Source organism: Streptomyces sp. PA03-1a (assembly GCF_033792805.1).
In the GTDB taxonomy this organism is placed as follows: Bacteria; Actinomycetota; Actinomycetes; order Streptomycetales; family Streptomycetaceae; genus Actinacidiphila.
Genome location: NZ_JARAVO010000193.1, coordinates 1 through 18,798, shown reverse-complemented (window position 1 = coordinate 18,798; position 18,798 = coordinate 1). Strand labels below are relative to the sequence as shown.

19 protein-coding genes are annotated in these 18,798 nt (G+C 73.5%); 14 read left to right on the top strand and 5 right to left on the bottom strand.

Features of this window, described 5'->3' with window-relative positions:
• A partial coding sequence (locus tag PV341_RS33280) for a hypothetical protein (protein WP_500359772.1) occupies nt 1–452 on the bottom strand: 452 nt, incomplete at its 3' end.
• A gap of 187 nt (nt 453–639) precedes the next feature.
• On the opposite strand from PV341_RS33280, the gene def reads away from it, so the two are divergent.
• The 3 genes from def to PV341_RS33265 all read left to right on the top strand — a co-directional run bounded on the left by def (nt 640) and on the right by PV341_RS33265 (nt 3,724).
• The gene (def, locus tag PV341_RS33275; RefSeq protein WP_500324403.1) at nt 640–1,185 is read left to right on the top strand and encodes a peptide deformylase; all 546 of its coding nucleotides are present in this window, start codon (nt 640–642) and stop codon (nt 1,183–1,185) included.
• A gap of 32 nt (nt 1,186–1,217) precedes the next feature.
• The gene (gene fmt, locus PV341_RS33270; protein WP_500324402.1) at nt 1,218–2,150 is read left to right on the top strand and encodes a methionyl-tRNA formyltransferase; all 933 of its coding nucleotides are present in this window, start codon (nt 1,218–1,220) and stop codon (nt 2,148–2,150) included.
• 77 nt (nt 2,151–2,227) lie between these two features.
• The gene (locus PV341_RS33265; RefSeq protein ID WP_500324401.1) at nt 2,228–3,724 is read left to right on the top strand and encodes an RsmB/NOP family class I SAM-dependent RNA methyltransferase; all 1,497 of its coding nucleotides are present in this window, start codon (nt 2,228–2,230) and stop codon (nt 3,722–3,724) included.
• A 49-nt stretch (nt 3,725–3,773) separates the two neighbouring features.
• Here the strand turns inward: PV341_RS33265 and PV341_RS33260 are convergent, their stop codons facing one another.
• Nucleotides 3,774–4,922 (bottom strand): glycoside hydrolase family 19 protein, encoded by a 1,149-nt coding sequence (locus PV341_RS33260; RefSeq protein ID WP_500359770.1) that lies wholly within the window; start codon nt 4,920–4,922, stop codon nt 3,774–3,776.
• A gap of 391 nt (nt 4,923–5,313) precedes the next feature.
• Here PV341_RS33260 and PV341_RS33255 point away from each other — a divergent pair, with 391 nt between their 5' ends.
• The gene (locus tag PV341_RS33255) at nt 5,314–6,570 is read left to right on the top strand and encodes a D-arabinono-1,4-lactone oxidase (protein ID WP_500359768.1); all 1,257 of its coding nucleotides are present in this window, start codon (nt 5,314–5,316) and stop codon (nt 6,568–6,570) included.
• 99 nt (nt 6,571–6,669) lie between these two features.
• Nucleotides 6,670–6,744 (top strand): 50S ribosomal protein bL37, encoded by a 75-nt coding sequence (locus PV341_RS33250; RefSeq protein WP_373297613.1) that lies wholly within the window; start codon nt 6,670–6,672, stop codon nt 6,742–6,744.
• A 63-nt stretch (nt 6,745–6,807) separates the two neighbouring features.
• Here the strand turns inward: PV341_RS33250 and PV341_RS33245 are convergent, their stop codons facing one another.
• Nucleotides 6,808–8,958: an MMPL family transporter gene (locus tag PV341_RS33245; protein WP_500359767.1), complete on the bottom strand. Its 2,151-nt coding sequence runs from the start codon at nt 8,956–8,958 to the stop codon at nt 6,808–6,810.
• Between the two features lie 148 nt (nt 8,959–9,106).
• Between PV341_RS33245 and rpe the strand changes: the two genes are divergently transcribed.
• The 8 genes from rpe (at nt 9,107) to PV341_RS33205 (ending at nt 16,546) form a co-directional block, all read left to right on the top strand.
• Nucleotides 9,107–9,772 (top strand): ribulose-phosphate 3-epimerase, encoded by a 666-nt coding sequence (rpe, locus tag PV341_RS33240; RefSeq protein ID WP_499510752.1) that lies wholly within the window; start codon nt 9,107–9,109, stop codon nt 9,770–9,772.
• A 66-nt stretch (nt 9,773–9,838) separates the two neighbouring features.
• Nucleotides 9,839–10,882 carry a sugar-binding transcriptional regulator gene (locus tag PV341_RS33235; RefSeq protein ID WP_500324397.1) on the top strand — a complete coding sequence of 348 codons (1,044 nt, stop codon included), beginning with the start codon at nt 9,839–9,841 and terminating at the stop codon, nt 10,880–10,882.
• 74 nt (nt 10,883–10,956) lie between these two features.
• Complete coding sequence (locus tag PV341_RS33230; RefSeq protein WP_500324396.1) at nt 10,957–11,343, top strand: guanyl-specific ribonuclease; 387 nt, start codon at nt 10,957–10,959, stop codon at nt 11,341–11,343.
• The gene (locus tag PV341_RS33225; protein ID WP_500359766.1) at nt 11,340–11,657 is read left to right on the top strand and encodes a barstar family protein; all 318 of its coding nucleotides are present in this window, start codon (nt 11,340–11,342) and stop codon (nt 11,655–11,657) included. Before PV341_RS33230 ends, PV341_RS33225 begins: the two co-directional genes overlap by 4 nt.
• A 46-nt stretch (nt 11,658–11,703) precedes the next feature.
• Nucleotides 11,704–13,152 carry a GuaB1 family IMP dehydrogenase-related protein gene (locus PV341_RS33220; protein WP_500324394.1) on the top strand — a complete coding sequence of 483 codons (1,449 nt, stop codon included), beginning with the start codon at nt 11,704–11,706 and terminating at the stop codon, nt 13,150–13,152.
• 180 nt (nt 13,153–13,332) lie between these two features.
• A complete protein-coding gene (locus PV341_RS33215; protein ID WP_500324393.1) occupies nt 13,333–13,797 on the top strand; it encodes an Lrp/AsnC family transcriptional regulator in 465 nt (154 codons plus the stop codon).
• Nucleotides 13,798–13,983: 186 nt separating this feature from the next.
• Nucleotides 13,984–14,784, top strand: a complete 801-nt coding sequence (locus tag PV341_RS33210; protein ID WP_500359764.1) for a carbon-nitrogen hydrolase family protein — start codon at nt 13,984–13,986, stop codon at nt 14,782–14,784.
• Between the two features lie 55 nt (nt 14,785–14,839).
• On the top strand, nt 14,840–16,546 hold the full coding sequence (locus PV341_RS33205) for a flavin monoamine oxidase family protein (protein WP_500324391.1): 1,707 nt from the start codon (nt 14,840–14,842) through the stop codon (nt 16,544–16,546).
• Between the two features lie 11 nt (nt 16,547–16,557).
• Here PV341_RS33205 and PV341_RS33200 read toward each other — a convergent pair whose 3' ends face one another.
• Entirely contained in the window at nt 16,558–17,247 is a 690-nt protein-coding gene (locus tag PV341_RS33200) for a DUF5995 family protein (protein WP_500324390.1), read from the bottom strand.
• On the bottom strand, nt 17,244–17,762 hold the full coding sequence (locus PV341_RS33195; protein WP_500359763.1) for an NAD-dependent epimerase/dehydratase family protein: 519 nt from the start codon (nt 17,760–17,762) through the stop codon (nt 17,244–17,246). The genes PV341_RS33200 and PV341_RS33195 overlap by 4 nt, the downstream gene beginning before the upstream one ends.
• 117 nt (nt 17,763–17,879) lie before the next feature.
• Here PV341_RS33195 and PV341_RS33190 point away from each other — a divergent pair, with 117 nt between their 5' ends.
• On the top strand, nt 17,880–18,731 hold the full coding sequence (locus tag PV341_RS33190; protein WP_500359773.1) for a helix-turn-helix transcriptional regulator: 852 nt from the start codon (nt 17,880–17,882) through the stop codon (nt 18,729–18,731).
• Nucleotides 18,732–18,798 lie beyond the last annotated feature (67 nt).

Sequence of the window (18,798 nt, the reverse complement as noted above, 5' to 3'; positions counted from 1 at the left end):
GGGCCGGCGTGCGCGGGCATCGCGCGGGCCGCGGGCACGGAGGGCAGCACCGCCGGGGCCGGGGGATCGCCGTGCACCTCCGCCACGGCCGCTCCGGGCGGCGCCGAGCGCCGGTTGCCGTACCGCCGGTGGACGGCCTGCTTGGTGACGCCCAGCGCGGAGCCGACGGCGTCCCAGCTGAAGCCCAGGGAGCGGTCGAACTCGACGGCCGCGGTCACCAGGGTCTCGACGCTGTCCCGCAGCTCCTGGGCGAGCCGGACGGTGGGAGCGGGGGCGCGGCCGTAGACCACGAATCCCGCGGACGGCCCGCCGCGGCGGGGACGGTAGACGTTGCCCAGCTGGGTGGTGAGGGTGCGCAGCGCGTCGACCTGTCGGCGGACCCGCTCGATGTCCCGCACCAGCAGGTGAAGGCTCGCCCTGGCCTGGGCGTCATGAGTTGCGTGTTCGGGCATCAACTGGCCTCTCGAACCGGCTCTTGTGGGTCAAACTCCATTGACCAACGCGCCAGACTCCCGTGGAGTCACGCATCGGGGGCGCATCGCACCCTTCGGGGGGCGTGCGCAGGGGTGCGCGCCCCCACCCCACCGGCCCATAGACTGGGGCGGTTGCCCTGTCCCCGTCCGACCACGGAGCCACCGCGTGTCCATCCAGCCGATCCGCCTCTTCGGCGACCCCGTGCTGCGCATGACGGCGCAGCCCGTGACCGTCTTCGACAAAGAGCTGCGCACCCTCGTCAAGGACCTCGAGGAGACCATGAAGGACGCCCCCGGCGCAGGCCTGGCGGCTCCTCAGATCGGCGTCTCGCTGCGGGTGTTCACCTACCACGTCGACGGCGAGCTGGGCCATCTGGTCAACCCGGACCTCAGTCTGAGCGAGGAGGAGCAGGACGGCCCCGAGGGCTGCCTGTCCCTGCCCGGGCTGCGCTTCGACACCAAGCGGGCCCACGGCGTCGTCGCCCGGGGCTTCAACATGCACGGCGACCCGGTGACCATCGAGGGCACCCAGCTGCTCGCCCGCTGCATCCAGCACGAGACCGACCACCTCGACGGCATCATCTTCATCGACCGCCTCGACCGCGAGCAGCGCAAGGCCGCGATGAAGGCGATACGCGAGGCCGAGTGGGCCGGTCAGCCCGCGCCCCAGGTCCGCGTCTCCCCGCACAGCACCTTCGGCCGCGCACTGTAGGGCCGCGCACTGCAGAAAGGCACCCCGCACGCATGAGGCTCGTCTTCGCCGGCACCCCCGAGGTCGCCGTTCCCGCCCTCGACGCCCTGATCGCCTCCGGCCGGCACGAGGTCGTCGCCGTCGTCACCCGGCCGGACGCCACCGCGGGGCGCGGCCGCAAGCTCGTCGCCAGCCCGGTGGCCCAGCGCGCGGAGGAGGCCGGCATCGAGGTCCTCAAGCCCGCCAAGCCCCGCGACGAGGACTTCCTCGCCCGGCTCCGGGAGATCGCCCCCGACTGCTGCCCGGTCGTGGCCTACGGCGCGCTGCTGCCCCGCGTCGCCCTCGACGTGCCCGCCCACGGCTGGGTCAACCTGCACTTCTCCCTGCTCCCCGCCTGGCGCGGCGCCGCCCCGGTGCAGCACGCCGTCATGGCGGGCGACGAGGTCACCGGGGCCGCGACCTTCCTCATCGAGGAGGGCCTGGACTCCGGGCCGGTGTACGGCGTCGTCACCGAGGACGTCCGGCCCCGCGACACCAGTGGCGACCTGCTCACCCGGCTCTCGCACAGCGGTGCGAAACTGCTCTCGGCCACCATGGACGGCATCGAGGACGGCGCGCTGGTCGCCCGGCCGCAGCCCGCCGAGGGCGTCAGCCTGGCGCCCAAGATCACCGTCGACGACGCCCAGGTCGACTGGAACGCCCCGGCGCTGCGGGTGGACCGGCTGGTCCGGGGCTGCACGCCGGCGCCCGGTGCCTGGACCCTGTTCGGTGGCGAGCGCCTCAAGGTCGGCCCCGTCTCCCTGCTGCCGGAGCGCACCGACCTGGCGCCCGGCGAGCTGGAGGTCACCAAGCGCGCCGTGTACGTGGGCACCGGCAGCCACGCCGTGGAGCTCGGCGAGGTGCGTCCGCAGGGCAAGAAGCCGATGCCCGCCGCCGACTGGGCGCGCGGCGTCCGCGTCCCCTCCGGCGACCGGCTCGGCGCCTGACCGCGTCTGCCACGTACGCTCGAAGCGGGGCGCACCGCGTCCCGCCGTACCACCGACACTTCCGGAGCACCTTCCACGTGAGCGAACCGTCACGACGCCGACCGCAGCCCGCCGCCCGTCAGGGCCGCACCCAGGGCAGGCCCCCGCAAGGCGGCCGGCCCTACCGCAAGCCCCAGCGCGACCCCGTGCGCATCCTGGCGTTCGAGGCGCTGAGGGCGGTCGACGAGCGCGACGCCTACGCCAACCTCGTCCTGCCCTCGCTGCTGCGCGAGGCCGAGGCCGAGGCGGCACGCAAGGGCCGGGAGTTCGACCGGCGCGACGCGGCGCTCGCCACCGAGCTCGTCTACGGCACCCTGCGCCGTCAGGGCACGTACGACGCCGTGATCGCGGCGTGCGTCGACCGGCCGCTGCGCGAGGTCGACCCGCCCGTGCTGGACGTGCTGTCGCTCGGCGCCCACCAGCTGCTGGGCACCCGTATCCCCAGCCACGCCGCCGTCTCCGCCACCGTCGAGCTGGCCCGCGTGGTCCTCGGCGACGGGCGCGCGAAGTTCGTCAACGCGGTGCTGCGCCGGATCGCCGCACAGGAGCTCGACGCCTGGCTGGACGAGGTGGCGCCGCCCTACGACGAGGACCCCGAGGACCACCTCGCCGTCGTCCACTCGCACCCGCGCTGGATCGTCTCGGCCCTGTGGGACGCCCTCGGCGGCGGCCGCGCGGGCATGGAGGAACTGCTCGCGGCCGACAACGAGCGCCCCGAGGTCACCCTCGTCGCGCGCCCCGGCCGCGCCACCCCGCAGGAGCTCGCCGACGCGCTTCCCGCGGACGCCACGCTCCCCGGCCGCTGGTCCCCGTGGGCGGTCCGGCTCGCCGAGGGCGGCGACCCCGCCGCCATCGAGGCGGTGCGCGAGGGCCGCGCCGGTGTCCAGGACGAGGGCAGCCAGCTCGTCGCCGCCGCCCTGGCCGCGGCCCCGCTCGGCGACGGCCCCGACCGGCTCTGGCTGGACGGCTGCGCCGGCCCCGGCGGCAAGGCGGCCCTGCTCGGCGCGCTCGCCGCCGAGCGCGGTGCGGCCCTGGTCGCCTCCGAGAAGCAGCTGCACCGGGCCCGGCTGGTGGCCCGCGCCCTGGCCGGCAACCCCGGGCCGTTCGAGGTGATCGTCGCCGACGGCACCCGGCCCGCCTGGCGCCCGGGCGCCTTCGACCGTGTCCTGGTCGACGTGCCCTGCACCGGCCTCGGCGCCCTGCGCCGCCGCCCCGAGGCGCGTTGGCGCCGGCGCGCCGAGGACGTCCCGGGCTTCGCGCCCCTGCAGCGCGGCCTGCTGGAGTCCGCGCTGCGCGCGGTACGCGTCGGCGGGGTCGTCGGTTACGCGACCTGCTCCCCGCATCCGGCCGAGACCCGTGCCGTCGTGGAGGACGTCCTCGGCCAGCCGGGAGCCGTCCCCGCCGAATGGGTCGACGCCCGCCCCCTCATGCCCGGGGTCCACGACCTCGGCGAGGGCCCCGACGTCCAGCTCTGGCCCCACCTGCACGGCACCGACGCGATGTACCTCGCCCTGCTGCGCCGCACCGCGGAATGACCGCGCGGGTGCGGCCCGGACGTCCGGGCCGCACCCGCGCGGCGGAGGCTCAGCAGTAGAGGTTGGCACCCTGGCTGACGCCCAGGATCGCCGTGAACTGCTGGTACTTGCTCACCCGGCTCTGCACCTGCGCCGGGTTGCGGCCGTCGCACTCCAGGGACCCGTTGATGGAGCGGATCGTCTGGCCGAAGCCTGCCTGGTTCACCATGGCGTTGTGCGGGGTCATGGTGCCGGGGCCGCTCTGGGTGTTCCAGTACCAAAGGCCCGTGCGCCAGGCCACGGCCGCGTCCTGCTCCACGCGCCAGGGGTTGCCCAGCAGGTCGATGCCGAGGGCGTCGCCGGCCGCCTTGTAGTTGAAGTTCCAGCTGAGCTGTATCGGACCGCGGCCGTAGTACGCGGCCTGGCCGGCCGGGCAGCCGTAGGGCTGGCCCCAGTCGCAGTAGTGCGGGTAGTTGGCCGTGTTCTGCTCGACCACGTACACCAGGCCGCCCGTCTCGTGGCTGACGTTGGCGAGGAAGGCGGCGGCCTCCTGCCTCTTCACGGTGTCGCTGCCGGAGTTGGCGAAGCCCGGGTAGGAGCTCAGGGCCGCGACCAGGCCGCTGTAGGTGTAGAAGCCGTTGCGGCCCGGGAACATCTGGTTGAACTGGGCCTCGCTGACGACGAATCCGGACGGGTTCGTGCCGCCACCGCCGCTCGCGGGGGCGTTCCACTTCTGGTTCGCCCCGCCGGTGCAGGTCCAGATCTGCAGCCGGGTGCCGTTGGCGGAGTTGTTCTCCCGGACGTCCAGGCACTTGTTGGCGGCGGGGTTGACGATGTCGCGCGCAGCGGTGACGACCCACTGCTGGTTGGCACTGCCCGCGCAGTCCCACAACTGGACCGCGGCCCCGTCGGCGGTGCCGCGGTCGACGACGTCGAGGCACTTGCCGAGCGCGCGCAGCGTGCCGTCGCCGGGGTTGGACCAGCGCTGGGCGTTGGTCCCGTTGCAGTCGTAGAGCTGTACGGCGGTGCCGTTGGCGCTGTTGGCCGCGGCGACGTCGACGCACTTGCCCGCCAGGCCGCTGATCTGGCCGTCCGCCGCGCGGGCGGTCGGCGTCGCGACGAACAAGGTGGCCAGGAGCGCCGCGAGGACGGCGAACACCGCGGACGGGCCCAGGACGGTACGTCCTGCGGGGAGCCGTCCGGTGAGGGACGTGGACATGGGGGAGTCGCTCCTTACCCGGCCGGAGGCCGCGGTCATGGGGGAGGGAGCTTGGCGGGGGGTGCTCCGCACGGCGGGCACGGGTCTTTCCGAGGGGGTCACGCACGGGCGCGGCGCGGCGTGCGTCGTGTCCGGGGCGGCGTGAACTTCCCTGCTGTGCCGTCCCGTTGAGCCCAGCTAGGTCTAGACCATGCCAGGGTGACGGGGTCACGTCAAGACTTGAAGGAGCGGGCGGGCCCGGCCCCCGCGGCGCCACGACACACCCCTGTCCTGCGCCCCCGGCCCCAGCGGCGAGAATCATCCTGGAACGGCAGGCCCCGAACCACTGATCCGGCAGGCCGCGCGCCGCGCGGCCGCCGCCAGCCGGGCCGTACAGGAAGGAACGACCGCGATGCCCGCGGAGAGCAACTGGGGCGGCAACGTCGCCTTCACCGCACGAAGCCTCCACCACCCCGAGTCCGTCACCGAGCTGCAGGAGATCGTGGCCCGGTCCCCACGGGTGCGCGCCCTCGGGACCCGGCACTCCTTCAGCACCGTCGCCGACACCGACGGCGAGCACGTCTCGACCTCGCGGCTGCCCGCCGTGGTCGACGTCGACCGCACCGCCCGCACCGCCACGGTCGCCTCGGGGCTGCGCTTCGGCGAGATCGTCCGCACGATCGACGAGGCGGGTCTGGCGCTGCACAACCTCGGCTCCCTGCCGCACATCTCCGTCGCCGGCGCGTGCGCCACCGGCACGCACGGTTCCGGCACCGGCCGGCGCAGCCTGGCCGGCGCGGTCAGCGCGCTGACCATGGTCACCGCCGACGGCGGGCTCGCCGAGATCCGTCGCGGCGATCCCGACTTCGACGGCTCCGTCGTCGCCCTGGGCGCCCTGGGCGTCGTGACCGGGCTGACCCTCGACCTCGTCCCGTCCTTCGCCGTGCGCCAGACCGTCTACGAGGACATGCCGAAGGAGGAGTTCCTCGGGAACTTCGACACGGTGATGTCGGCGGGGTACAGCGTGTCGGTCTTCACCCGCTGGCGGGACCGTGCCGTCGACCAGGTGTGGCTCAAGGAGCGGGTCGACGCCGACGGGGCGGAGCCCGTACCGCAGACGTGGTTCGGGGCCACCGCGGCCGACGGGCCACGGCACCCGATCCCGGGGATGCCCGGCACGCACTGCACCCCGCAGCAGGGCCTGGCAGGCCCCTGGTACGAGCGGTTGCCCCACTTCCGCCTGGAGTTCACCCCGAGCAGCGGCGAGGAGATCCAGTCGGAGTTCTTCGTCGACCGGCGCGACGCGGTGGCGGCGTTCGAGGCCCTGTGGCGGGTGCGGGAGCGGTTCTCGTCCGAAGTGTTGATCGGCGAGATCCGCACCGTGGCGGCCGACTCCCTCTGGCTCAGCCCCGCCCACGGACGCGACAGCGTCGCCTTCCACTTCACCTGGACCCCGGACGTCGCGGCGGTGACGCGGGCGGTCCAGGTCGTCGAGGAAGCCCTGCGCCCCTTCTCCGCCCGCCCGCACTGGGGCAAGCTCTTCACCCCGTCGCCCGCCGCCCTGCGCGAGCTCTACCCGCGCTACGACGACTTCCGGCAGCTCGCCGCCCGGTTCGACCCCTCAGGGGTCTTCCGCAACGCCTTCATGCGCGCGCACTTCCCGGACTGACCAGGCGTTCGCGCGCGGAGCGTTGCTGACGTGCCGCACGCCGGGGGCGGTCATAGACTGACCGCGGTCGAAATGTCCTGTACGAGAGGGTTGGGCATCATGTCCAAGCGAGGCAACAAGCGGCGCGCCCGGAAGAAGAAGGGCGCCAACCACGGCAAGCGTCCCAACGCGTGACACCCGCCGGACAGCAGTGACCGCCCGCGCCCGGCGCGGGCGGTCACTGCTGTCCGGCGGACGTCACGCACCGGCGTGCGGGGCGGCGGGCGCGGCCGGTTCCTCTGCCGGAGCCCCGGCGCGGGGGCGGTCCAGGCGGCTCGGCCACCACACGCGGTGCCGCAGGTCGAGGGTGAACGCGGTCACCAGCACCGACCGCACGACCAAGGTGTCCAGCAGGACGCCGAAGGCCACCGCGAAGCCGATCTCCGCGAAGCCCACGACGGGCAGTGTCGCCAGGGCCGCGAACGTGCCGGCGAGCACCAGGCCCGCGGAGGTGATGACACCGCCGGTCGCCGCGAGGCCGGTGAGGGTTCCCTCGCGGGTCCCGGACAGCGCGCTCTCCTCGCGGATCCGCGTCATCAGGAAGATGTTGTAGTCGATGCCCAGCGCCACCAGGAACACGAAGACGAACAGCGGGAAGGCCGTGTCCTCGCCCTGGAAGCCGAAGACGTGCCGGAAGGCGAGCACGCTGACGCCGAGCGCGGCGGCGAAGGAGAGCACCACGGTCTCGATGAGCACCAGCGGGGCGGTGAGGGCCCGCAGCAGGATGCCCAGGATCACCAGCACGACGACGAGGATCATGGGGATGAGCAGCTCGTTGTCGTGCGCTGAGGCGCGGCCCGCGTCGAGCAGTGCCGCCGTACCGCCGCCGACCTTGGCGTCGGCACCCGGCACGGCGTGCAGGGTCCCGCGGGCGCGGTCCACGGTGTCCTCGGCGGCCTGGCTGTCGGCCGGGTCGGTGAGCGTTGCCTCCAGGTAGACCCGGCCGTCCTTCTGCGCAGGCGCGCCCTTCGGTACGACCGCGGAGCCGGGTGCGACGCCCTCGACGCCGTCGAGCGCGGCCTTGACCTGCTCCGCCGCACCCGCGTCGGCGATCACCACCAGCGGCTGTCCGGAGCCGGCGGGGAAGTAGCGGGACTCGACCTGCTGGCCGATGACGGAGTCGGGGGTCCCGGTGAAGCTCTGGGCGTTGCTCAGGCCCGCCGCCTGCAGACCGATCACGCCCAGCGAGAGTGCGGCCAGCACGGCGGCGGTGCCCACCCACACCGTGCGCGGCCGGCGGTCGATGCGGCGGCCCACCCGGGACCACACCCCGTTCCGGGTGGGCTCGGCGGAACCGGCGTGCGGGACGGCGGGCCAGAACACCCAGCGGCCCACGACGACCAGCAGGGCGGGGAAGAGCGTCAGCATGGCGGCCAGGCCGACGACGACGCCGACGGCGGCGACCGGCCCGAGCCCGGAGGTCGAGTTCATCTCGGCGGCCAGCAGGCACAGCATGCTCACCGCGACCGTGGCGGCACTGGCGACGATCGCCGGCCCCGCCCGGTGCAGGGCCAGCGCCATGGCCTCGTGGCGGTCCTCGTGGCGGCGCAGTTCCTCGCGGTAGCGGGCGACCAGCAGCAGCGCGTAGTCCGTGCCGGCGCCGAACACCAGGACGGTCAGGATGCCCGCGCTCTGCGCGTTGACGACGAGGTCGGCGTGCTCGGCCAGCAGGTAGACCGCCGCCTGCGCCGTGAACAGCGCCCCGACGACCGAGACGACCGGCAGCAGGATGAGGGTGACGCTGCGGTAGGTGAGCAGCAGGATGACGACGACCACGGCGAGCGCGCTGTACAGCAGGGTGCCGTCGATGCCCTCGAAGGCCTCGGCGGAGTCGGCCGCGAAGCCACCCGGTCCGGTGATGTGCACCTCGAGGCCGCCGGTGCCGTCGCCGGTGACGGCGCGGATGCCGGCGACCGCGTCCGCGATGCCCGTCCAGCCGCCCTCGTCCACGCCGATGGGGACGATGAGCTGCGCGGCGCGCGGGCCGGCGGCGCGTTCCTCGTACACCGGGCCGACGGTGCGGCCGCCGAAGACGCCGTGCCCGGTCATCCGTCGTATCTGCGCGGCGTCCTGACCGACCGTCGCACGGTCCTCGTCGGTCAGTCCGCCGGGGCGCGCGTAGACCACGACGGCGGGGGCGGTGTCGGGCAGGAACCGCTTCTGCAGTTCCAGGACCTGAGTGGACTCCGCGTTGCCCGGCAGCCAGGAGGAGGAGTCGTTCTGCTGCGCGTCCGTGAGCTTCTGGGCCAGCGGCGCCACCGCCACCAGCAGGACCAGCCAGAGCGCGAGCACGACCCATTTGCCGCGCCGGCCGCAGACCAGGACCGCCCAGCCGTGTGGAGCCTTCACACCCGTCACCTCCGCCTCGCCAAGGCGTCCCCCGAGGAGTGCTCCCGATCCGCACAGCATCCCACGCCCGGACGGGGCGTGCGGGGAGGTTTTCCACAGCCGTCCGCCCGGTGCGCGGGGAAGCGCCCGGCACCGCCATACTGGGACCATGGCCGTGCAGATCAACCCCAGTATTCTCTCCGCCGACTTCGCGCGCCTCGCCGACGAGGCGCGGGCCGTCGAAGGCGCGGACTGGCTCCACGTCGACGTGATGGACAATCACTTCGTCCCCAACCTGACGCTCGGCGTGCCGGTCGTGGAGTCCCTCCACAAGGCGACCAAGACCCCGCTCGACTGCCATCTGATGATCGCCGATCCGGACCGCTGGGCCCCGGCCTACGTCGAGGCGGGCGCGGGTTCCGTCACCTTCCACGTCGAGGCGGCCGCCGCGCCGGTGCGCCTGGCCCGGGAGATCCGCGCCAAGGGCGCGCGGGCCTCGATGGCGCTCAGGCCGGCGACGCCGGTCGAGCCGTACGAGGACCTGCTGCCCGAGCTCGACATGCTGCTGATCATGACCGTGGAGCCGGGCTTCGGCGGTCAGGCCTTCCTCGACATCATGCTGCCCAAGATCCGACGCGCCCGGAAGCTGATCGACAAGCACGGGCTGGACCTGTGGCTGCAGGTCGACGGGGGAGTCTCGGCCGCCACCATCGAGCGCTGCGCCGAGGCCGGAGCGGACGTCTTCGTGGCCGGTTCGGCCGTCTACGGAGCCGAGGACCCGGCCGAGGCGGTACGGGGGCTGCGCAAGCAGGCGGCGGCGGCCTGCGCGCACTGACCACTGAGTGGGCAGCGTGCTCCGGTACTCCGGAGTACGTGCGAGGATGAGCGCGGAGCCGATCAGATGGGCAACTGGGGAGAGAACGTGACCACAGGCCGCACAGGGGTGCGCATGGGCCCCGGCGAGATGGTCCAGGCGGCGGCGATGGCCCGCCGCTTCTACCTGGAGGGAAAATCCAAGATCCAGATCGCCGAGGAGTTCGGCGTGAGCCGCTTCAAGGTGGCGCGGGTCCTGGAGACGGCCCTCGAACGTGACCTCGTGCGCATCGAGATCAGGGTCCCCGCCGAGCTCGACGCCGAACGCTCCGACGCCCTGCGCGCCCGCTACGGGCTGCGGCACGCCGTCGTCGTCGAGTCGCCCGCCGACGAGACCGACGGCCCCGACCCGGAGAACCTGGGCGCCGTCGCCGCGCAGCTGCTCGGCGAGCTGGTCAGCGAGGGTGACGTGCTCGGCCTCGCCTGGGGGCGCTCCATCATCACCATGGCCAACGCCCTCGACCGGCTGCCGCCGTGCACGGTCGTCCAGCTCACCGGCGTGTACGACGCCGGCACCGCCGACCGCGGCTCGGTCGAGGCGGTCCGCACCGCCGCGGCCGTCTCCGGCGGCGAGGCCCACCCGATGTACGCCCCCATGGTGCTGCCCGACCCGGCGACGGCCGCGGCGCTGCGCGCCCAGAGCGGCATCGCGGCCGCCATGAGCTACTTCGACAAGGTCACCGTGGCCGTGGTCTCGATCGGGTCCTGGGCGGCCGGCATCTCCACCGTCCACGACGCCCTGACCGACGCCGAGCGGGAGCACTACGCCTCCCTCGGCGTCGCCGCGGAGATGTCCTCGCACCTCTTCGACGCCGAGGGCCTGCTGGTCGGCCGTGACCTGGGCGAGCGCTGCATCACGATCGAGGCGGACCGGCTGCGCCGCATCCCCGAGGTGCTCGCCATCGCCGGCGGGCTGCGCAAGGCCGCCGCGGTCGACGCCGTGCTCCGGTCCGGTCTGGTCACCAGCATCGTGACGGACACCGCCGCCGCCGACTACCTGCTGGACTCCACCACGCCCATGCCGCGGCCCGCCCTCGACCGCGCGGATCCCGAGGCGCTCCGCGAGCCCTAGTCCACCGCCCGCCGCCCACCGTCCGCTCGCGCGCCCTGCGCGGCGGGCACCGCGGGCTGTGGCAGCATCGCGGCATGCCGACCGGCCCCGTCCGCCGTGCCACCGTGATCGCCCTCGCCCTGCTGGGCTGCCTCGCGCTGCTGCTCACCGGCTGCTCCCCGCCCGCCACCGAACCCGTCGGGGCGCTGCCCACGGTGGCCGTCACGAGCCTGCCGCCCGAGGCCCGCGAGACGCTCCGGCTGATCGACGCGGGCGGCCCCTTCCCGTACGCGAAGGACGGCACCGTCTTCGGCAACGTCGAGGGCCTGCTGCCCGCGCACCCGCGCGGCTACTACCACGAGTACACCGTCCCGACCCCGGGGACGAGCGACCGTGGCGCCCGGCGCTTCGTCACCGGATCCGGCGGGGAGGTCTACTACACCGACGACCACTACCAGAGCTTCAGGGCGGTCCGCAGATGACGGCAACGACGGTGCTGGACCTGCACGGGGTCACCACCAAGAGCGCGTTCATGGAGCGCTGCGCCGAGCAGTTGCGGCTGCCCGGCTGGTTCGGCCGCAACTGGGACGCCCTGTACGACTGCCTCACCGACCTGCCCGACCCCGCGCGGGGCGGGCTCCGCCTGGTCGTCCGCGGCTGGCGCGACTTCGCGGCGGCCGAACCGGAGCAGTGGCGGACCGCGCGCCGGGTCCTCGCGGACGCCGCCGCCTTCCACGACCCGGCCGTGCTCCCCTTCGAGGTCGTCCTGGAGGAACCTACGAGCGACCCTTCGTGAGCGCCGGAGTTTCCTCCGTGTTCGTTTCGGCCCGGTCCGTGCAAAAATGAAGTACGTGCGTTTCCTCAATGATGCAAAGCCTCCGTACGACCTGACGTACGACGACGTGTTCATGGTCCCCAGCCGCTCGGCGGTGGGTTCCCGCCAAGCGGTCGACCTCTCGGCCCCGGACGGCACCGGCACCACCATCCCGCTCGTGGTCGCCAACATGACCGCCATCGCCGGTCGCCGCATGGCCGAGACCGTCGCCCGGCGCGGAGGTCTGGTGGTCATCCCCCAGGACATCCCGATCGATGTGATCGCCGAGGTGATCACCTGGGTGAAGCAGCGGCACCTCGTGCTCGACACCCCGATCGTGCTCGGCCCGCACGCCACCGTCGCCGACGCCCTGGCGCTGCTGCCCAAGCGGGCGCACGGCGCCGCCGTCGTCGTCGAGGACGGCCGTCCGGTCGGCATCGTCACCGAGCACGACCTCACCGGTGTGGACCGCTTCACCCAGGTCTCCGTGGTGATGTCCAAGGACCTCCTGCTGCTGCCCGCGGACATCGACCCGCGCGAGGCCTTCAACCGCCTGGAGGAGGCCAACCGCAAGCTCGCCCCCGCGGTGGACGCCGACGGCAGGCTGGCCGGGATCCTCACCCGCAAGGCAGCGCTGCGCGCCACCCTCTACACCCCCGCCACCGACGCCGGCGGGCGGCTGCGCATCGCCGCCGCCGTCGGCATCAACGGCGACGTGGCGGGCAAGGCCAAGCAGCTGCTCGACGCGGGAGTCGACACGCTCGTCGTCGACACCGCCCACGGTCACCAGGAGAGCATGATCCAGGCCGTGAAGGCCGTCCGCGCCCTGGACCCGCAGGTTCCGGTCGTGGCCGGCAACGTCGTCTCCGCCGAGGGCGTGCGCGACCTGATCGAGGCCGGTGCCGACATCGTCAAGGTCGGCGTGGGCCCGGGCGCCATGTGCACCACCCGCATGATGACCGGCGTGGGCCGGCCGCAGTTCTCCGCCGTCATGGAGTGCGCCGCCGAGGCCGCCCGGCACGGCAAGCACGTCTGGGCCGACGGTGGCGTCCGGCACCCGCGCGACGTCGCCATGGCGCTCGCCGCCGGCGCGTCCAACGTCATGATCGGCTCCTGGTTCGCGGGCACCTACGAGTCGCCAGGCGACCTGCAGCAGACCGCCGACGGCCGGCCGTACAAGGAGAGCTTCGGCATGGCCTCCGCCCGCGCCGTGGCCAACCGCACGAGCGAGGAGTCCGCCTACGACCGCGCCCGCAAGGGGCTGTTCGAGGAGGGCATCTCCACCTCGCGAATGTTCCTCGACCCGGGCCGCCCGGGTGTCGAGGACCTCATCGACTCGATCATCGCGGGCGTCCGCAGCTCCTGCACCTACGCCGGGGCCGCCAACCTCGCCGAGTTCGCCGAGAAGGCCGTCGTCGGCATCCAGAGCGCCGCCGGCTACGCCGAGGGCAAGCCGCTGCACGCCAGCTGGCAGTAGCCGGCACCGCTGCCCGGGTGCCCCCGTCCGCTTCCGCGGACGGGGGCACCCGCGTTCCCGCCTCGACGCGATCACCCGGGAGTGCTCCGCCGGGGTGGACGGCGGTCGGCCTCGTAGTCTGGTGTGCGTACGGCACGCGCCGTTCCCAGCTCGCTCGCGAAGAGAAGTGACCCACCCCCAGTGCGACTGAACGAACTCGACGAACGCATCGTCCACGCCCTCGCCCAGGACGCCCGCCGCTCCTTCGCCGACATCGGCTCCCTCGTCGGGCTCTCCGCCCCCGCCGTCAAGCGCCGCGTCGACCGGCTGCTGGCGGAGGGCGCCATCACGGGTTTCACCGTCCGCGTCGAGCCCTCCGCGCTGGGTTGGGAGACCGAGGCGTTCGTCGAGCTCTACTGCCGCCACAACACCTCGCCCGACGACATCCGGCGCGGCCTGTCGCGCTACCCGGAGGTGGCGTCCGCCTCGACCGTCACCGGCGAGGCGGACGCCGTCGTCCAGATCTACGCCGCCGACGTGCGCCACTTCGAGCGCGTCCTGGAGCGGATCGCCGGCGAGCCCTTCGTGGAGCGCACCAAGTCCGTCCTGGTGCTGTCGCCGCTGCTGCGCCGCTACACGGGAGTGCCGGACCAGCCGGAGCCGTGACCGCGGGCGGGCTGGGCCGGGGAGCCGGGTCCGGCCGCCCCCGCGCAACGAATCGCCGCCGCTGCGCCCCGGCGCGCAACGAATCGGCGGTCGGTGCGCAACGGACGCGTCTTGTCGCCACGACGCCCGGAATCGTACCGTCGAGGCAGATCCGGAACAGGCTCCCCACCAGGCGAAAGAGGCTCCATGGCGCCGCTGCGCACCGCGCTGTACCAAGGCCCGAGCGGCGTCCCCTCCTCCGTGGACGACAGCCTGGCCGCGCTCGACGCCGCCGCGCGCCGGGCCTCCGCCGCGGGAGCCCGCCTGCTCGTCACGCCCGAGATGTACCTGACCGGCTACGCCCTCGGCGACGCGGTCCCGGGCCTCGCCGAGGCGGCCGACGGGCCGGCCGCCGCCCGGGTCGGCCGGATCGCCGCCGAGCACGGCCTGGGCATCGTCTACGGCTACCCCGAGCGCGACGGCTGCGGCGTCTTCAACTCCGCCCAGCTGATCGGGCCGGACGGCGGACGCCTCGCCAGCTACCGCAAGACCCACCTCTTCGGCGACTTCGAGCGGACCTGGTTCACCCCCGGCGACGACGCCGTCGTCCAGGCCGAGCTCGACGGCGTCCGGATCGGCATCCTCATCTGCTACGACGTCGAGTTCCCGGAGACCGTGCGGGCCCACGCCCTCGCGGGCACCCAGCTGCTCGCGGTGCCCACCGCGCTGATGCGGCCCTACGAGTTCGTCCCGCAGACCCTGGTGCCGGCCCGCGCGTACGAGAGCCAGCTGCACGTCGCCTACGCCAACCGCTGCGGCCCCGAGGGCGATTTCGACTTCGCGGGGCAGAGCTGCCTCGCCGGACCCGACGGCGCCGTACGCGCCCGGGCCGGAGCCACCGAGGAGCTGGTCGTCGCCGACGCCGACCCGGATCTCCTGCGCGCGGTCCGCGAGGAGACGCCCTACCTCGAGGACCGCCGCCCCGAGCTGTACCGCTCGCTGGGCTGATCCCGACCCCTTCCCCCGCCCCGCCTGACCGCTTCACAGCCAGGAGAACCACGCCATGACGTCCACGGTGCCCACCGCGGTCCACGACGAGCAGCACCCCGAGGTGCGGTCGGCCCCGCCGATCACCATGTTCGGCCCGGACTTCCCGTTCGCCTACGACGACTTCCTGGCGAGCGCCGCGGGCCTCGGCTCCATACCGGCGACCGAACACGGGGCGGAGGTCGCGGTCATCGGCGGCGGCCTGTCCGGCATCGTCGCCGCGTACGAGCTGATGAAGATGGGCCTCAAGCCCGTCGTCTACGAGGCCGACCGGATCGGCGGCCGGCTGCGCACCGTCGGCTTCGAGGGCTGCGACGAGAACCTGACCGCGGAGATGGGCGCGATGCGCTTCCCGCCGTCCTCCACCGCCCTGCAGCACTACATCGACCTGGTGGGCCTGGAGACCACGCCCTTCCCCAACCCGCTGGCCCCCGAGACCCCGTCGACCGTCGTCGACCTCAAGGGCGAGTCCCACTACGCGCAGACCATCGACGACCTGCCGCAGGTCTACCGCGACGTCGCGCACGCCTGGAACGCCTGCCTGGAGGAGGGCGCGGACTTCTCCGACATGAACCGCGCGATGCGTGAGCGCGACGTCCCGCGTATCCGCGAGATCTGGGCGAAGCTGGTCGAGAAGCTGGACAACCAGACCTTCTACGGGTTCCTGTGCGACTCCGAGGCGTTCAAGTCCTTCCGCCACCGGGAGATCTTCGGCCAGGTCGGCTTCGGCACGGGCGGCTGGGACACCGACTTCCCCAACTCCATCCTGGAGATCCTGCGCGTCGTCTACACCGAGGCCGACGACCACCACCGCGGCATCGTCGGAGGCAGCCAGCAACTGCCGCTGCGGCTGTGGGAACGGGAACCGCAGAAGATCGTCCACTGGCCGCTCGGCACCTCGCTGAAGTCCCTGCACGGCGGCGACCCCCGCCCGGCCGTGACCCGACTGCACCGCACCGCCGGCAACCGGATCACCGTCACCGACGCCGACGGCGACATCCGCACCTATCGCGCCGCGATCTTCACCGCGCAGAGCTGGATGCTGCTCAGCAAGATCGACTGCGACGACTCGCTCTTCCCGATCGACCACTGGACGGCGATCGAGCGCACCCACTACATGGAGTCCAGCAAGCTCTTCGTCCCGGTCGACCGGCCGTTCTGGCTGGACAAGGACGAGCAGACGGGCCGCGACGTGATGAGCATGACGCTCACCGACCGCATGACCCGCGGCACCTACCTGCTGGACAACGGCCCGGACGAGCCGGCCGTGATCTGCCTGTCGTACACGTGGTGCGACGACAGCCTCAAGTGGCTGCCGCTGAGCGCGTCCGAGCGCATGGAGGTCATGCTCAAGTCGCTCGGCGAGATCTACCCGAAGGTCGACATCCGGGGGCACATCATCGGCAACCCGGTGACCGTCTCCTGGGAGAACGAGCCCTACTTCATGGGCGCGTTCAAGGCGAACCTGCCCGGTCACTACCGCTACCAGCGGCGCCTGTTCACCCACTTCATGCAGGACACCCTCCCCGAGGACAAGCGCGGCATCTACCTCGCGGGCGACGACATCTCCTGGACCGCGGGCTGGGCCGAGGGCGCCGTGCAGACCGCGCTCAACGCCGTGTGGGGCGTGATGCACCAGTTCGGCGGCACCACGGACCCGACCAACCCGGGCCCGGGCGACCTCTACGACGAGATCGCGCCGGTCATGCTCGACGAGGACTGACCCGCCCCCCCTCAGCGGGCCAGCGGGGTCAGCAGGAAGCGCCCCACCAGCCCGACCCCGGAGTCGAGCTTCTCGGCGAACTCCTCGTACACCTCCGGCAGTCCGCGCAGGGACCACAGCACGCGGGACGCGGCCCACGCCGCGTCCCGCGCGCGTTCCAGGCTCCAGGAACCGGCGAGATGGGTCAGCGGGTCGGCGAGGTCCAGCAGATCGGGGCCGGGCATCAGCTCCTCCCTGACGCGTTCCTCCACGGACGTCAGCAGATCGCCCACGCGATCGAAGTCCCGTTCCAGCGAAGGCGGCTCGCACCCCAGCGCGGAGCAGGTGTCCACCACCGCGAGCGCCAGGTCGTGACCCACGTGCGCGTTGATCCCGGCCAGCGCGAACTGCAGCGGGCGGACGCCGCGGTGCCCACGCAACTGCAGCAGCGGCCGCCAGCAGGCCGGGACGGCACGGCGGTCGGTCGCGCCGTCGACCGCCCGCAGGTACCGGGCGGCGAAACGGGCGGCCAGCACGGCGGCGGCGACGGGATCGCCGAAGCCGCCCGCCGCCAGCCGGTCGTCCATTTCCTCCGTGACCGACAGGTAGACACGGTTGAACACCGCCACCCCGTCCCCCGGCGGGAGCGCCGTGCCGAGCGCGCGCATGCGCGCCACCACCTGGCCCACCCCCACCGGGGCCGGCCGCCGTGCCGTCGTCATGGGCACAGCGTCCCAGCAGGCCGGGCGGCGTTCGCGGCACGGCGGCCGTGGCGTCCCCGGATCGGGTGAGTCAGAGCGCGCCCGCGTCGCGGGCCGTCCACACCGACGGATACTGCGGGCGGAAGCCCGGCTCCTCCCGCCGCCGCCGGCGCGTCGTCGGCGATGTTGTACGCCCGGCCCCCGACGCCGGGGGCCCGGCGCAGGGACTCCACCAGGGGGCGGCCCCGGCCCTCGCCGTACACCAGGTTCGTGCTCGCCTGCACGCAACGCGTCGCCCCGGCCTCGGCGGCTGCCCGCGTCGGCGTGGTGCCCTCCTGCGAGCCGTCCCGGAACACCGCCGCCAGGTGCACGACCGCATCCATGCCCGCCAGGGCCTTGCGCAGGTCCTCCGGGCCCCGCAGGTCCCCGGTCGCGATCCGTGCCCCCAGCCGGGCGGGCCCCTCGCCCCGCTCCGCGTCCCGCACGAGCACCCGCACCTCCTCGCCCGGGCGGCACCACTGCAGCAGCCTCGGCACGAAGCGGCTGCCGACCCGACTGCGGCGGCCCGCGGCGCCGCGGGAGAGACCTCCGCATCCGGGGATCGACACTCCCTGGATAAGGTCCCGGCCCGGCGGGATGCTTGAAACGTGGACATCGACCGCGCGCAGCTCGCCCACTTCCTGCGCCGCAGCCGTGCCCGCCTCGCCCCCTCCGACGTGGGCCTGGTGGTCGGCGTCCGGCGGCGCACCCCCGGCCTGCGCCGCGAGGAGGTCGCCCAGCTCGCCGGCATGTCCGCGGACTACTACACCCGGCTCGAACAGTCACGGGGCCCCCGGCCGTCCCGCCAGATCCTGGGCGCGCTCGCCCGTGCGCTGCGCCTGTCCGAGGACGAACGGGACCACCTCTTCCACCTGGCCGGCGAGGAACCGCCCCGCGGCACCCGCGACGCCGGCGCCGCGGGGCACGTACGGCCCGGACTGCTGCTGGTGCTGGACCGGCTCGACGACACCCCGGCGCAGGTCGTCAGCGACGCGGGGGACGTCCTCGCCCAGAACGCGATGGCCGCGGCGCTCGTCGGCGACGCGGCCTCCCGGCCGCCGAGGGAGCGCAACATCGTCCGCCGCTTCTTCCTCGACCCGGCGGCGCGCGAGCTCTTCCCTCCGGGGGACCGGGAGGAGCAGGCCCGGCGTCACGTCGCGCACCTGCGTGCGGTCCTGGCCGCCCGGCCCGACGACGCGCGCGCGGGCGCGCTGGTCGCGGAACTGCGGGGGCGCAGCGCGGAGTTCTCGACGCTGTGGGACGAGCACGAGGTCGCCGTGCGGCGCGCGGATGTGAAGCGGTTCCAGCATCCGGTGGTGGGGCTGATGGAGCTGGAGTGCGAGGTGCTGCTCAGTGCGGAGCATGATCAGCGGTTGATCGTGTACACGGCGCGGCCGGGGAGCGAGTCCTACGAGCGGTTGCGGTTGCTTCGCGTTGTGGGCCTGCAGGACCTCGCGGTGCGGTGAGTTGGGGCCGGTTGTCGTGTGCGGCGCCGCGTTTGTTGCTGTTGCGGTTTCTCCCCCACCCTCCCGC

Excerpts from the sequence above, each read along its gene's own strand:
- fmt (WP_500324402.1), top strand. The coding sequence starts at position 1,218 with ATGAGGCTCGTCTTCGCCGGCACCCCCGAGGTCGCCGTTCCCGCCCTC.
- PV341_RS33260 (WP_500359770.1), bottom strand. The coding sequence starts at position 4,922 with ATGTCCACGTCCCTCACCGGACGGCTCCCCGCAGGACGTACCGTCCTG.
- PV341_RS33255 (WP_500359768.1), top strand. The coding sequence starts at position 5,314 with ATGCCCGCGGAGAGCAACTGGGGCGGCAACGTCGCCTTCACCGCACGA.
- rpe (WP_499510752.1), top strand. The coding sequence starts at position 9,107 with ATGGCCGTGCAGATCAACCCCAGTATTCTCTCCGCCGACTTCGCGCGC.
- PV341_RS33235 (WP_500324397.1), top strand. The coding sequence starts at position 9,839 with ATGGGCAACTGGGGAGAGAACGTGACCACAGGCCGCACAGGGGTGCGC.
- PV341_RS33230 (WP_500324396.1), top strand. The coding sequence starts at position 10,957 with ATGCCGACCGGCCCCGTCCGCCGTGCCACCGTGATCGCCCTCGCCCTG.
- PV341_RS33225 (WP_500359766.1), top strand. The coding sequence starts at position 11,340 with ATGACGGCAACGACGGTGCTGGACCTGCACGGGGTCACCACCAAGAGC.
- PV341_RS33220 (WP_500324394.1), top strand. The coding sequence starts at position 11,704 with ATGAAGTACGTGCGTTTCCTCAATGATGCAAAGCCTCCGTACGACCTG.
- PV341_RS33210 (WP_500359764.1), top strand. The coding sequence starts at position 13,984 with ATGGCGCCGCTGCGCACCGCGCTGTACCAAGGCCCGAGCGGCGTCCCC.
- PV341_RS33205 (WP_500324391.1), top strand. The coding sequence starts at position 14,840 with ATGACGTCCACGGTGCCCACCGCGGTCCACGACGAGCAGCACCCCGAG.
- PV341_RS33200 (WP_500324390.1), bottom strand. The coding sequence starts at position 17,247 with ATGACGACGGCACGGCGGCCGGCCCCGGTGGGGGTGGGCCAGGTGGTG.